We start from the raw sequence: 14721 nt of genomic DNA on the forward strand, positions 1-14721 counted from the left end.
GCAAAATTAAACATAACTGTCAATTTTTATTATTTTCGCCGATAAACTCTAGGTTTAATGGCGCAACCGGGAAAATCATCAGCAAAGAAATCCAAACCATCCTACCTGTACTCTATCATCGGCGTAGCCCTGGTATTGTTCCTGCTGGGCACCCTGGGCCTGATCATTATCCATGCCAACAGGCTGAGCGCTTATTTTAAAGAAAGCATAGAAGTGCAGGTGGTTTTGCGGGATAACGTGAAAGAGGAGCAGGCAAAGGCCCTGCGGGATTCCATCGCCCAAAAGCCTTATGTAAAGTCAATAGAATATGTATCCAAGGATATGGCTGCGGAGCGTTTTAAGAAGGAGTTCGGTGAGGACTTCATTAACCTCTTGGAGTACAATCCCTTATATGCCAGCATTAACATCAAGGCCAATGCCAGCTATGTAAATGCGGACAGCCTGCGGGCCATCGAAAAGCACCTGACCAGCCAGCCTGTTGTACGGGAAATTTCCTACCAGCGCCTGCTGGTGGACAAGCTGAATGAGAACGTGCGCAAGATCGGCTTCGTAATGCTGGCTATCAGCGCGCTGCTGGCCCTGGTGGTGATCGTGCTGATAGATAATACCATCCGGCTGGCCATGTTCAGCAACCGTTTCCTGATCAAGACCATGCAAATGGTGGGCGCCACCCGCTGGTTCATTGCCAAGCCGTTTGACATACGCAGCATCATTAACGGCGCGCTGAGCGCGGTGATCGCCATCGCCGGCCTGCTGGGCCTGATCTATTTTGCCGACCAGTGGCTGCCGGAGCTGAGCGGGCTGCGGGATTATTTCATGATCACGGTCCTGTTCCTGGGTATGATCATTATCGGTATCTGTATCTCGCTGATCAGCACCCACCGGTCCGTAATGAAGTATTTGCGCCTGAAACTGGATGATCTGTATTAAGCACCCTAATTTAACTGTATTATATGGTCAAAGAAACTAAACCGGCAGAGAAAGCCATGGCAGAGAGCCGGCCCGTGTTTGCAAAAGATAACTTCAAATTCATGATAGTCGGCCTGGTGCTGATCGTTATCGGCTTTTTGCTGATGCTGGGCGGTTCCAACGGCGATCCCAATACGTTTAAACCGGAAGAAGTTTACAGCTTTCGCAGGATCACCCTGGCGCCCATTGTGATTGTATTGGGCCTGCTGACAGAGATCTATGCCATTATGCGGAAACCGAAAGCCTGACCATCTATCCATATCTGTTACGAATGACCACATTTGACGCTATTATCATAGCTATTGTAGAAGGATTGACTGAATTTTTACCGGTCTCATCCACCGGGCACATGATCATCACCAATTACCTGCTGGGGGGCGATACCAAGGACGAATTCACCAAGCTGTTTGAAGTATGCATACAACTGGGAGCTATCCTGGCCGTAGTGGTGCTGTACTGGAAAAAGTTCCTGGTGTTTGACAAGAACCGCCTGAATTTCTATGTAAAGCTGGTCATTGCGGTGATGCCGGCGCTGATCATCGGTTACCTTTTCAGCGACAAGATAGACGCCCTGCTGGAAAGCCCGCTGGTAGTGGGCATTTCGCTGCTGCTGGGCGGTATTGTGCTGTTGTTCGTAGACAATTGGTTCATGCACCCCCAGGTGGATACCGACGAGAAAATAGATGTGTTCAAAGCCCTGCGCATTGGTTTCTGGCAATGCATTGCCATGATCCCCGGCGTAAGCCGCAGCGCCGCCTCCATTATAGGCGGTATGCAGCAAAAGCTGACCCGCAACGTGGCGGCGGAGTTCTCCTTCTTCCTGGCAGTGCCCACCATGGCGGCCGCCACGGGCTACAAGCTGCTGAAGGGGCATGAGCTGCTCACCGCCCACCCCGAGAACCTGAAACTGTTACTGATCGGCAACGTGGTGGCTTTTATCGTAGCCATTCTTGCTATTAAATTCTTCATTGACTCCCTGAAAAAATATGGTTTCCGGATATGGGGCTACTACCGCATTGTGGTAGGCATTATTATCCTGGTGGCCATTGCAATGGGATACAAACTGGATGCGTAAATACTTGTTCACCTTATATCTATGAAACGTTTAGTTACCTGCTTGTTAATCCTGTGCACGCTGCAGGCAGCGGCGCAGAAAAATTATGTACCTGCCATTATTATTACCCCGGAAAGCGACTCCCTGCGGGGCCTGGTAGATTACCGCAACTGGCGGAAAGCACCCGAATCCATTCATTTTAGAAAAGATCTGTCCGCGGCGGAGCAAACCTTTACGCCATTGGACATACGGGGTTTTCTAATACTGCCGGCAAACGAACTGTATGTAAGCCGGCCGGTAAAGCTGGATATTACCGATGAGAGCATTGACCGCCTGCTGGCAACGGATGAAAGGGAGCACCTGGAAGATACCGTGTTCCTGCTGAACATTGTACAGGGCGTGTATAACCTGTATGTGTATATGGATGAGCATGACCGCTATCACTACGTGTATGATGCCGAAGGCCAGCCGGTGCAGGAGCTGCAGGTGCTGCGGAAAAAAGCGCCGGGCAGCAGCTCGGCAATTCTCACGTTGAACCATTACCAGCAGCAGCTATACCTGCTCTTTGGCGATTGCCCCTCTATTGCCAAGCGCGCCAGCAGGGCCAGCTACCGTGAAAATAACCTGCGGGAGCTTTTTGCGGCGTATCACCGCTGCAGGCAGCCTTCAACAGCGCTGACCATAAAGCAAACGGAAAAAAGCAGCGTCCGCTGGGGAGTGCTGGCAGGCTTCTCTGCCAACACCATCCGTTTTACCGGGGACCATCCCCTGGCCAGGATGCCCTACACTTCATCGGCCAGTGTGCTGCCCGGTCTTTTCCTGGACATTCCCTGCAGCCGCCAACGCCAGCAATACTGGCTGGGCGCAGAACTGTACTATAAAACGCAGGATGCCAGCGGCGAACGTATTGGCGCCAGGGGCCAGCCGGTGGAGCAGGTAGACCTGAAATTCACCTACCTGCAACTGAATGTGATGTTCCGTTATGTGTATCCCAAAGGCAGGGTAAGGCCCTTTGTGAATGTTGGATGGGGGAATGCCGTGGTATTGTCGGAAAATGAGAACAAGCGGTTCCGGGAGGGCTACCGGGACAGCGAGGCCATAGATGGTCCCAGGAAGCATGAAGGCAGCATATTCGGCGGCCTGGGTGTGCAATACGGAAGATTCCAGGTGGAAGCCCGCCATGCCCGTACCAATGGCTTTTCCCCTTATAATGCGCTGGGGACCGGCATACGCTCCTGGCAGGGGGTAGTAAGGGTCAGGATCTAGCGTGCAGGTTCGCTGCACATTACTTTACCCTTTCACCGCCAGCAACAGCTCCAGGTCCGTATACTTCAGCTTGAATTTCTCGCTCAGGTGATAGTTGGTGAGCGCGCCCTTGTACAGGTAAATGCCGTTGCGCACGCCCCGCTTTATCCATACCAGGTTCTCAAAGCCGCCATCGTCTGCGGCTTCCAGCAGCAGGGGCATCAGCACATTGCTGATGGCCTCCGAGGCGGTGCGTGCAAAGCCCGAGGGGATGTTGGGCACGCAGTAATGGAGCACATCATATTTCTTGAAAACGGGGTTTTCATGCGTGGTGATATCGGAGGTTTCAAAACAGCCGCCCCGGTCTATGCTCACGTCCACGATCACAGAGCCGGCCTTCATATTGCTCACCATGGATTCAGACACCACTATGGGCGTGCGTCCGCTCTGGGATGATAGCGCGCCTACGGCTACATCGGCATTACGCAGTTGCTCCGCCAGCACTTTGGGTTGTATAACAGAGGTGAATACACGTACGCCGATGTTGTTCTGCAGGCGTTTCAGCTTGTAGATGTTGTTGTCAAACACCTTTACGGAGGCGCCCAGCGCCAGGGCGGTGCGGGCGGCAAACTCGCCTACAATGCCGGCGCCTATGATCACCACCTTGGTGGGCGGGATGCCGGTAACGCCCCCCAGCAGCATGCCCTTGCCCTTATTGCCGTTGCTGAGGTACTGCCCGGCTATCAGCATCACGGCGCCGCCGGCTATTTCGCTCATGGCCCTTACGATAGGGTAGGTACCGGCATCATCTTTCAGGTTCTCAAATGACAGCAGGGTAATGCGCTTGTCCATCATCTTTTGCACCTGGTGGGCTTTCAGCGCTGCCAGGTGGATGGGGGATATCACGATCTGGTGCGGGTGCAGCAGCTCTATTTCTTCATCGTTGAGGGGAGCGGATTTTACGATGATCTCCGCCTTGTATACTTCCTTTTTATCGTAAACAATTTCAGCTCCTGCTTCAGAGTAGTCAGTATCGTAGTAATGTGACCCGTCGCCGGCTTTATGCTCCACCACTATATGGTGCCCATTGCTGGCCAGAATGCTTACTGCGTCGGGCGTTAAGGCAATCCGGTTTTCCTGGAAAGAGGTTTCTTTTGGGATACCGATGAATAAACGGGAATTTTTTTGCGGAATATCCAGCGTTTCCTCCATCGGTGAATAAGTAAAGCCAGCACTCACAACAGGTTTTTGCCTTTGCTCCATAATTCGTGTCAAAATTGTTCTGTGAAATTACATCTTATTCAAAGATAAGTTATTTAAAGATTCCTGTTCCGGGCGTAGGGTTATAATAGTTTGAAATTCAATACATGTTGTCACATCTTTCTATTGTACGGTCAGCCGCCGCCGCTGGTCGGGCAGCACCTCCAGGTGCAGGTTCACCGTATCCTTCGGCAGCAGGCGGGTTATAATACCGGGCCACTCCACGAAACAAACGGCCTCCTCCTGGTACAAGGTGTCCTCTATGCCCGCCGCAATGGCTTCCTCTTCATCCCGCAGGCGGTAAAGGTCCAGGTGGTAAATGGTATGCAATTGTTCCTGGCCGTTATGATAAACATATTGATTGATAATGGCAAAGGTGGGGCTGGCGGTAGCGTCTTCCACGCCTTTGGCGGCGCAGAGGGCTTTGATAAAGGTGGTTTTCCCGGCGCCCATTTCTCCTTCCAGGGTGAATACCCGCTGCTCCTTAAAGTGGGCCCAGAATGCCTGTGCGATCTGCGGCAGCTCCGGTTCTGTGAATGTCCAGTGCATCCGCAAAGTTACGGAAATGTGCGGATGCGTGCATCTGCACCTCCGTTGCATTAATATTTTACCACCGTTTTGATCCAGTATCTAATTTTGTTAAGGGAGGGGGCAAGGTTGAAAAGATCAATGGAATATTATGGAAACGATCAGTTGTAAGGTAAAAGGAATGAACTGCACCAGTTGTGCGTTGACCGTATCCCGGTACCTGGAGAACAAGGGGATGCAGGATGTGCAGGTGAGCTTTGCCACCGAGGAGCTGAGCTTTGCCCTGCCCGCCGGAGCAGACTCTGAAGAAGTGCTGAAAGGCATCAATGACCTGGGCTACCAGGTAGTGCGGCCCGATGAACAGGCCCCTGCCAGCGCATTCTTCAACTCCCTGCTTTTTAAGTTTTATTGCTGCCTGGTATTTACCGCTCCCCTGCTGCTGCACATGTGGGTGCAGTGGCCCTGGCTGCATAATCCCTGGGTGCAACTGGCCCTGTCCACCCCCGTATTTTGTATGGGGATGTGGCATTTCGGGCGCAGCGCCTGGCGCTCGCTGGCCAATGGCATGGCCAATATGGACGTGCTGATCACCCTGGGCGCAATGGCTGCGTACGGCTACAGCCTGACGGGCACCCTGCAGCAACTGGGCCCGGATTATATGTTCTATGAAACCGCGGCCGCCATCATCACCCTGGTATTCCTGGGCAACCTGCTGGAAGAAAAGTCCGTGAAGCAAACCACCACGGCCATTACGGCCCTGGCCAAAATGCAGGTCACCACCGCCCGCCTGATCTCGGACGATCATGGCCATGAACATATCCGTGAAGTGAACAACCAGGACCTGCGGCCGGGAGACCGCGTGCTGGTGAACAGCGGCGACAAGATACCGATGGACGGCACTATTTACTGGGGCGGCGGTACGGTGAATGAATCCATGATCACGGGTGAAAGCATGCCGGTGGCCCGCCGCGAAAAAGATAAAGTAATAGGCGGCACCATACTGGAAGACGGCTCCCTGAAAATGTTTGTAACGGCCACCGGCAAGGATACCGTGCTGTCCTACATCATAGAGCTGGTAAAGCAGGCCCAGGGCAGCAAGCCGCCCATGCAGCGGCTGGCGGACCGTATCAGCGCCATTTTTGTACCGGCCGTGCTGGGCATTGCGCTGGTCACTTTCCTGGGCTGGTGGCTGATCGGTAGCATACCCGCCGGACAGGCTATCATGCGTAGTATAGCCGTATTGGTGATTGCCTGTCCCTGCGCCATGGGGCTGGCTACGCCCGCTGCCGTGATGGTGGGGCTGGGCCGCGCGGCGCGCAATGGCATATTGATCAAAGGCGCGCAAACGCTGGAAGCCTTCCGGAACATCCGCTACGTGGTGTTTGATAAAACAGGCACGCTCACTACCGGCAAGCTGCAACTGAAGGACTACCGGTATTTTAACATGACGGAAGATGCATTCAGAAAGACCGTTTACAGCCTGGAGAAATATTCTTCCCATCCCATCGCACGCTCCATTACCGCGCAATGGAAAGGCAGCGGGGAACTGCCGCTGCAGCAGGTGCGCGAGTACAAAGGGCGCGGCATGCAGGCGCAGGACGCCGCCGGCAACCAGTGGCAACTGGGCTCCTATTTAATGGCGCAGGAAGTAACTACGGACGACAGCCATAACATTTACCTGCTGCGCAACGGCGAGCTGGCCGGCTGGATAGATTTTACCGATGAATTAAGACCGGACGCCGCCAGCGCCGTACAAACCCTGCAGCGGGCCGGTATTGAGCCGGTACTGCTCAGCGGCGATACCGAGCGTAAATGCCGGGAGCTGGCGCAGAAGGTGGGCATTCAACAGGTATACGCCGCACATAGCCCCGAACAAAAGCTGCAGCGGATAGACGCGCTGATGCAGCAGGCGCCGGTGGCCATGGTGGGCGATGGCATTAACGACGCTCCGGCGCTCGCAAAAGCCACCATCGGCGTATCCCTTAGCGATGCCACCCACGTGGCCATGCAGAGCGCCAACGTGGTGCTGCTCAACAACAGCCTGGCAGCGCTGCCCCTGGCGCTGGGCCTGGGAAAGCATACTTATCTTACTATTAAGCAGAACCTTTTCTGGGCCTTCATCTATAACGTGGTGGCCATTCCCGTAGCTGCGCTGGGCTTCCTGAACCCGATAGTGGGCGCTGGCATTATGGCGGTTTCTGATGTAGTGCTGGCCGTAAACTCCGTGCGGTTAAGGTATAAGCGGGTGATGTAAGGCATTCCCCTTTTTTCTTTTTCTTTGCACCTGTGACCACACCCGTCTCCATACTACGCCAATACTGGGGCCATACCCAATTCCGTCCTCTGCAGGAGGAGATCATCCAATCCATACTGGCCGGCAAAGACACGCTGGCATTAATGCCCACCGGCGGCGGTAAATCCATCTGCTTCCAGGTACCGGCCCTGATGCGGGAAGGCCTGTGCCTGGTAGTGACCCCGCTGATAGCGCTCATGCGCGACCAGGTAGCCAACCTGCAGAAGCGTGGCATTGCGGCGGCGGCCATTTATGCGGGGCTGACCATCCGGGAAGTGGAGCAATTGCTGGAAAGTGCGCGGCGGGGAAAATATAAATTCCTGTACGTATCGCCGGAAAGGTTGCAGAGCCGCCGTTTCCTGGAGTATTGCGACGGAATGCCCGTGAGCCTGCTGGCGGTGGATGAAGCCCACTGCATATCCCAGTGGGGCTATGATTTCCGGCCGGCCTACCTGCAGATCGCCGATATTCGCAGCCATTTTCCACAGGCCCCGGTGCTGGCGCTGACCGCCACGGCCACCGCCCGGGTGCAGGCAGATATTTGCGACAAACTGGCCATGCGCCAGGCGGCGGTATTTACCCGCAGCTTTGTGCGCGCCAATCTTTCCTACAGCGTAATAGCGGAAGACAACCGGCCCGAAAAGCTGAAGCATATCCTGGACCGGGTGCCGGGCAGCGCCATTGTGTACTGCCGTAATCGCCGGCGTACAAAGCAGGTAGCGGAGCTGCTGCAGTTGCAGGGTATCCGGGCAGACTATTATCACGCCGGCCTGCCTCCTGAAGAAAGGACGGCCCGGCAGGAAGCCTGGATCAGCGGCCAGGTACGCGTAATAGTATGCACCAACGCCTTTGGCATGGGCATAGACAAGCCGGATGTAAGGGTGGTGATACACCACGACGTGCCGGAGAGCCCGGAAGCCTATTACCAGGAAGCCGGCCGCGCCGGCCGGGATGAGCAGAAGGCCTATGCCGTGCTCCTGTACAGCGAACCGGAGCTGCAGGACCTGCGCGACCGGGTGCCGCTGCAGTTTCCCACCCTGCCGGAAATCAAGCATGTGTACCAGTGCATCGTTAACTACCTGCAGGTGCCGGTGGGCAGCGCGGAAGGCCTGTACTATGATTTTGATATCAACTCCTTTGTCAAACAGTTCCAGTTGCATATTACGGTGGCTTACAGCGCCATCCACATCATGGAGCAGGAGGGCATCCTGCAGTTGAGCGAGAGCGTATACCTGCCTTCCAGGGCCATGTTCATCGTCAATAAAGAGACCCTGTACGCCGTAGAAGCGGCGCAGCCGGCACTGGAGCCTTTAATGAAAACCCTGCTGCGCACCTACGAAGGGATATTTGACAATGAGGTGCGCATCTTTGAAAAGCAGTTGGGCCGCATCCTGCGCCTCAGCGTGGAGCAGGTAACGGAGCAGTTGCAGCAACTGCACCAGCGCGGCATTATACGCTACCGGCCCCGGAAGGACGAGCCGCAGTTGTGTTTCTTACAGGAACGGCTGCAGGCGCAGCACCTGCGTATTAACATGGAACAGGTGAACGAACGGAAACGAGCCTACGAAGAAAGGCTGGAAGCTATGATCCGCTACATCCGCAACACGGATACCTGCCGCACGCAATCCCTGGTAGCCTACTTTGGAGAGCAAACGGCCGCCGCCTGCGGTATTTGCGATATCTGCGCAAAGAACAGGACCGCCCCGCTGAACGGGCCGGAATTTGAGCGGATAGCCGGCATGGTGGCGCAGCAACTGCAACAGCCTATGAGCCTGCCGGCATTGCTGCAGCAGTTGCCCGGCGTCCGGGAGGACCGCCTGCTGGATGTGCTGCAGTTCCTGGTCTCGGAAGAAAAAGTGATACGTGATAAGGATGGAACCCTGAGAAGGGGCTGATTACAGGTCTACTACCTTTCTTTCCTTACTGCTTCTGAATGCCGCTTCTATCACCTGGATAATGCGTAATCCATCCGCTGCCGGTACCGGGTTGTCTGCACCATTTACCAATGCATCATAAATTCCCTGGTAGTATTCCATGTAGTTGCCGTTGGGTGAGGGGAGGTACTGCTTCAGCACCTTGCCGTCCTTTTCCGTATGCAGCAGGCCCCATTCATAAGGCGCTTCTGCGCCCCAGTCCGGCGTGCCGGGCAGCAGCCCTTTTTGCAGCATGGCTTCCTGTACATCGGATTTGGTTTTGATAAAAGAGCCAATGCGCCCATGGATCTGGTAGGAGGGCAGGGGCTCCCTTACCAGGTAGCTGCATTTGAGTCGCACCCTTAGCTGATCATAATACAGCACCAGCTCAAAGTAATCATCCACAACGGAGTCCCGGCGGATGACACGGATATCGGCCCAAAGGCTTTTGGGCATGCCAAACAGCAGCAGGGCCTGGTCTATGATATGTGCGCCCAGGTCGTACAGGGAGCCGGTGCCGGGGTTGGCTACTTCCTTGTGTTTTTTATAGCTCAGCTCTTCTTTAAAACGGTCATAATGGATCTCCGCTTCCAGGATATCGCCCAGCAAACCGGAGCTTACTATTTCCCGGGTGATCTTGTAATCGCTGTCATAGCGCCGGTTCTGGTATACGCTGAGAAATAATCCCTTCTCCTTTGCCAATGCTGCCAGCTCCACACCTTCCGCGGCGGTAACGGTGAACGGTTTTTCCACGATCACGTGCTTGCCGGCTTCCAGGGCGGCTTTGGCGTAACCATAGTGGGTATAGTTGGGAGTATTGACCACGATCAGCTCCAGGGAAGCATCCTTCAGCATGTCCTCCACGCTCGTATATACCTTTACGTTAGGATATTGCTGCTGCGCCAGGTGCTTGCTTCTTTCCACTACTGCGGTAAATTCAAACCCGGCATGCACATGCAGAAAGGGAACGTGGAATATCTGTCCTGACATGCCATAGGAACAAACGCCTGTTTTGATGATCCTGTCCATAATACTGTAAATGATTTAGTGCTGTTGATCAAATGGGTTTTGTTGCTTTCGTTCCGTAAGATATAACGGCAGTATCGTAAATGCAAGTACGGGCAGCGCGGTTATGAACGCGCTAAAACCAACTGCTCTTTTTCCGGCTCCTGCCGCCCAGGCCCAACGCGCCCAGCAGGCTGCGGGTAAGGGTGCTGGCGGCGGTGCGGGCTACCTGCCTGGCTACCGGGCTGTCCAGCACGCTTTCCAGGATGCCTTTTTCTTCTTTCTGCCGGCCTCTTTTGGCGGACGCAGGTTCCGCTGCAGATCTTTCCGCGGCTTCGTTCAGCTTTTCCGTGAGCATTTCATAAGCGCTTTCACTGTCTATCTCCTGGTTGTACTTCCGGGCCAGTCGGGAATTACTGAGCACGTCATTCATCTCCGCATCTGTCAGCACATCCATGCGGGAGCGGGGAGAGGTAAGCATGGTAGCAGCCAGCGGGGTGGGAATGCCTTTTTCATTCAGGCAGGTAATGAGCGCTTCTCCGATGCCGATCTGCGTGAGCAGCTCATCGGTTTTATAGAAATCGGAGAGGGGATAGTTCTCCGCCGTTTGTTTAATGGTCTTGCGGTCTTTTGCGGTAAAGGCGCGCAGGGCATGCTGCACTTTTAAGCCCAGTTGCCCCAGCACGGAGGCGGGTACATCCATCGGGTTTTGCGTGCAGAAGAAAATACCGACGCCCTTGGAGCGTATCAGCTTTACAATGGTCTCTATCTGCTGCAGCAGGGCGTCGTTGGCTTCCTGGAAAATAAGATGGGCCTCGTCAATGAACATTACCAGCTTGGGCTTGTCCATATCGCCTTCTTCCGGGAGGGTGGCGTAGAGCTCGGCCAGCAGACTTAGCATGAAGGTAGAGAACAGTTTGGGTCGGTCCTGCAGATCCGTTACCCGCACGATAGAGATCATGCCGCGCCCGTCGTCGCTGATGCGCAGCAGGTCGTCCACCTCGAAGGATTTTTCGCCAAAGAAGAGGCCGGCGCCCTGTTGCTCCAGCTCGATCACTTTCCGCAGGATGGTGCCGGCGGAAGTGGTGGATATTTTGCCGTAATCCTTTTCCAGTTCCGCTTTGCCTTCAGCGCTCACATATTGCAATACTTTTTTGAAATCTTTCAGGTCCAGCAGGGGCAGCCGGCTGTCATCGCAGTATTTGAATATCATGGCTACCAGCCCGGACTGCGTATCGTTCAGCTCCAGTATTTTGGACAGCAGCACCGGCCCGAACTCGCTCACGGTAGCGCGTAAACGTACGCCTTTATCCTGGCTGAGGGACAGCAGCTCCACCGGGTAGGCGGCGGGCTTCCACTCACTGCCGATCTGCTGGTAGCGTTCCGCTATCTTGCTGTTGGCGCTGCCTGCTGCTGCTATGCCGCTCAGGTCGCCTTTTATATCCATCAGCAGCACGGGTACACTGGCATCGCTCAGCCCTTCGGCTATGATCTGCAGCGTTTTGGTTTTACCGGTGCCGGTAGCCCCGGCAATAAGCCCATGCCTGTTCAGCGTTTTCAGGGGCAGCGCTACATCCGCACCGGCCACCACCTCGCCATCCAGCATGGCGCAGCCCAGTTTAAAATGTTCGCCTTTAAAGGTATAACCCTCCTTAATGCACTCCAGGAAACTTGCTGTATTTGCCATGACATCAAAATTTTTTTTGAAGATAGCGCAAATTTTTTTGCAGTGCTCGCCGGAGGAATAGCGGGATTACAGTTCTTCTTCTCTTTCCAGCATTAAGATGGCGCCCTGGGGCACGATAAAGTACTTTTCTCCCTGGTATACGATCTCTGTAGAGCCGCTGAGCAGGAAAATGGCCAGGTCGCCTTCCCGCGCCTGCAGGGGAATATATTTCACTTTTTCCTCTTCCGGTTTCCAGGCTTCGGTCTCTTCCGCGGGTATAGGAATGGCATAGCCCGGGCCGGTTTTTATCACGTAGCCCTGCTGTACCTTTTCCCGTTCCTGCACGCCCGGCGGCAGGTATAACCCGGAATCCGTACGCTCATTGGGTTTGGTGGGTTTTATCAGCACCCGGTCGCCTACTACGATCAGTTTCTTCAATTTATTATCAGGTGTAAGATGAATAGACATAATGATCAGCTCCTTTTTCGGGGAGGATACATCAAAATACATGCAGGGAGCGTGGGAAATGTCATTCTGTCAGATCGGGCGGGACCGTGTTATCATACGTCCTTCAGGGCAAATATTTCTCCCGCACGGATGCCTTTTTCTGTCTGCTGCAGGGTGCAGCATTCCACTGTAGGGTCATGCTCAAAGAAAAGGATGTAGCGGTTGTTAAGCGCTTCCTGTAAAAAGTGCTTTTTTTCCTGCAGGGTGGTCAGCGGAAACATATCGTAAGCCATTACATAGGGAATGGGCAGGTGGCCCAGGGAAGGCAGCAGGTCTGCCATAAACACCAGCGTATGGTCTTTATACCGGATCTGCGGCAGCATCATGGCGTCCGTGTGCCCGTTTACGAAGCGGATGGACATATTCTCCGTAAAAGCCACGCCTTCCTGCCGGTCTATGAACTGCAACTGCCCGCTTTCCTGTATGGGCAGGATGTTCTCTTTCAGGAAGGAGGCTTTTTCCCGGTCATTGGGCTGGGTAGCCCATTGCCAGTGCTCCCGGTTGCTCCAGTATACGGCGTTTTTAAATGCGGGCACCAGCCTGTCGCCCTCGCGCACAATGCTGCCGCCGCAGTGGTCAAAGTGCAGGTGGGTCAGGAATACGTCGGTAATATCATCCCGGTGAAAGCCGTGCGCCGCCAGTGATTTGTCCAGCGTGGCATCCCCGTGTAAATAGTAATAGCTGAAAAATTTCGCGTCCTGCTTGTTGCCGATGCCGTTGTCCACCAGTATCAGCCGTTTGCCGTCGGCTATCAGCAGGCAGCGCATGGCCCAGGTGCACATATTGTTATCATCGGCGGGGTTCAGTTTTTGCCAGATGCTTTTGGGTACTACGCCGAACATGGCGCCGCCGTCCAGTTTGAAAAAGCCCGTATCTATAGTATGAAGCTCCATGAAGTAAGAAGTATGATGTATGATGTGTAATAAGTATTTAAAATTACAGCAAAATTCCTACATCTTGCTTCATATCTCTTACATCGTACTTCCTGCTTCCATCTTCTTACTCTTCAGCAGTGCTGAAATGATCCATGCCAGCCCGATGGCAAAGAATAACATCAATGCCAGCACGGAGTTGCGCATGCTGCCGGTCAGCTCCTCAATATAGCCGAAGCTGAACATGCCTACTACAATGGCCAGCTTTTCCGTTACGTCATAATAGCTGAAGAAGGAGGTGGTATCTTCCGTTTCGGGCATCAGTTTGGCGTAGGTGGAGCGGCTCAGGGACTGTACGCCGCCCATGACCAGCCCTACCACGGCGGCCAGTATGTAAAAGTCCATGGCGGTCTGCATCCGGTAGCCGGCTATGCAGATGCCCAGCCATACTATTATAACGCCTATCAGTACACGTAAGTTGCCAAACCTGCCGGACAGCCGGGCAATGCCCCAGGCGCCCAGCACCGCTACCAGTTGTATCACCACTACGGCTATGATCAGGTTGGTGGAAGGCAGGTTCAGCTCCTTGCTGCCAAAAAGCGTAGCGGCCAGCATAACGGTTTGCACGCCCATGCTGAAAAAGAAGAAGCCGCGCAGGAACCTTTTCAGCACCGGCATTACGCGTACCTGCGCATATACTTTCCGCAGCTCCGCAAAGCCTTCTGTAAAAGCGCTGGCATAGTGCGTTTGCACGGTGGCTTTGGACGCCGGTAAGCGGCTGAGGCTGAACAGCGCAAAGCCCAGCCACCAGATGCCCACCAGCAGGAAGGTAACCCTTACAGGGGCGGTGCCGCTCAGCCCGAAAGGCTCCAGGGCCACCAGCGCAAACCCTACCAGTTGCAGGATCACGCTGCCAATGTAACCCAGGGCAAAGCCTTTGGCGCTGATACGGTCGCGGTCTTCCGGCGCCGCTATTTCCGGTAGGTAGGAGTTGTAGAACACCAGCCCGCCGCAGTAGCCTACGGTGGCCAGCAGGAAGCACAGCGTGCCGTACTCCACGTTGCTGCCGTAAAACCAGAACAGGCTGCAGCAGGAAATGCTGCCCAGCAGCGTAAAGGCCAGCAGGAAACGTTTTTTGTTGCCCCGCGTATCCGCTATGGAGGAGAGGATGGGGGAGAGCAGCGCTATCAGCAGGTAGGCCGCCGCAGAAGCATAGTCATATAAGGCGGAGTTCACGAACTGCACGCCAAAGAAGGGGATCAGCTCGCCTCTGAAATAGTCTTTGGTAACTTCTGTGAAGTAAATAGGGAAAAAGGTAGTGGTGATCACCAGGTTGTACACCGAGTTGGCCCAGTCGTACATGGCCCACCCGTTGATGACTTTTTTGCCGGCAGTTTTCATGATGAAAA

13 protein-coding genes are annotated in these 14721 nt (G+C 54.4%); 6 read left to right on the forward strand and 7 right to left on the reverse strand.

Annotated features, from left to right (window positions below; genetic code table 11):
• Positions 1-57: 57 nt before the first annotated feature.
• The 4 genes from LX66_RS08225 to LX66_RS08240 are packed head-to-tail and all read left to right on the forward strand — an operon-like array spanning position 58 to position 3289.
• Positions 58-930, forward strand: coding sequence for a cell division protein FtsX (locus LX66_RS08225; protein ID WP_145711655.1), 873 nt, complete (start codon positions 58-60; stop codon positions 928-930).
• Between the two features lie 23 nt (positions 931-953).
• A complete protein-coding gene (locus LX66_RS08230) occupies positions 954-1217 on the forward strand; it encodes a DUF3098 domain-containing protein (RefSeq protein ID WP_145711658.1) in 264 nt (87 codons plus the stop codon).
• A gap of 23 nt (positions 1218-1240) precedes the next feature.
• Entirely contained in the window at positions 1241-2044 is an 804-nt protein-coding gene (locus LX66_RS08235) for an undecaprenyl-diphosphate phosphatase (RefSeq protein WP_145711661.1), read from the forward strand.
• 21 nt (positions 2045-2065) lie between these two features.
• A complete protein-coding gene (locus tag LX66_RS08240) occupies positions 2066-3289 on the forward strand; it encodes an outer membrane beta-barrel protein (RefSeq protein ID WP_145711664.1) in 1224 nt (407 codons plus the stop codon).
• Between the two features lie 24 nt (positions 3290-3313).
• Here the strand turns inward: LX66_RS08240 and LX66_RS08245 are convergent, their stop codons facing one another.
• On the reverse strand, positions 3314-4507 hold the full coding sequence (locus LX66_RS08245) for an alanine dehydrogenase (RefSeq protein ID WP_244620334.1): 1194 nt from the start codon (positions 4505-4507) through the stop codon (positions 3314-3316).
• A gap of 144 nt (positions 4508-4651) precedes the next feature.
• Positions 4652-5077: a tRNA (adenosine(37)-N6)-threonylcarbamoyltransferase complex ATPase subunit type 1 TsaE gene (gene tsaE, locus LX66_RS08250; RefSeq protein ID WP_145711668.1), complete on the reverse strand. Its 426-nt coding sequence runs from the start codon at positions 5075-5077 to the stop codon at positions 4652-4654.
• A 130-nt stretch (positions 5078-5207) separates the two neighbouring features.
• On the opposite strand from tsaE, the gene LX66_RS08255 reads away from it, so the two are divergent.
• A complete protein-coding gene (locus LX66_RS08255) occupies positions 5208-7310 on the forward strand; it encodes a heavy metal translocating P-type ATPase (protein WP_145711671.1) in 2103 nt (700 codons plus the stop codon).
• A 32-nt stretch (positions 7311-7342) separates the two neighbouring features.
• Positions 7343-9244: a RecQ family ATP-dependent DNA helicase gene (locus LX66_RS08260; RefSeq protein WP_145711673.1), complete on the forward strand. Its 1902-nt coding sequence runs from the start codon at positions 7343-7345 to the stop codon at positions 9242-9244.
• Here LX66_RS08260 and LX66_RS08265 read toward each other — a convergent pair whose 3' ends face one another.
• The 5 genes from LX66_RS08265 to LX66_RS08285 form a co-directional block, all read right to left on the reverse strand.
• Entirely contained in the window at positions 9245-10291 is a 1047-nt protein-coding gene (locus LX66_RS08265) for a Gfo/Idh/MocA family oxidoreductase (RefSeq protein WP_145711676.1), read from the reverse strand.
• Between the two features lie 112 nt (positions 10292-10403).
• A complete protein-coding gene (locus LX66_RS08270) occupies positions 10404-11954 on the reverse strand; it encodes a helicase HerA-like domain-containing protein (RefSeq protein ID WP_145711679.1) in 1551 nt (516 codons plus the stop codon).
• A gap of 66 nt (positions 11955-12020) precedes the next feature.
• On the reverse strand, positions 12021-12401 hold the full coding sequence (locus tag LX66_RS08275; protein WP_244620335.1) for a co-chaperone GroES: 381 nt from the start codon (positions 12399-12401) through the stop codon (positions 12021-12023).
• A gap of 92 nt (positions 12402-12493) precedes the next feature.
• Positions 12494-13333 (reverse strand): MBL fold metallo-hydrolase, encoded by an 840-nt coding sequence (locus LX66_RS08280; RefSeq protein WP_145711682.1) that lies wholly within the window; start codon positions 13331-13333, stop codon positions 12494-12496.
• 78 nt (positions 13334-13411) lie between these two features.
• Positions 13412-14713, reverse strand: coding sequence for an MFS transporter (locus LX66_RS08285; protein ID WP_145711684.1), 1302 nt, complete (start codon positions 14711-14713; stop codon positions 13412-13414).
• Positions 14714-14721: the final 8 nt, after the last annotated feature.

Origin of the sequence: Chitinophaga japonensis (assembly GCF_007830125.1) — a bacterium.
Lineage (GTDB): Bacteria > Bacteroidota > Bacteroidia > Chitinophagales > Chitinophagaceae > Chitinophaga > Chitinophaga japonensis.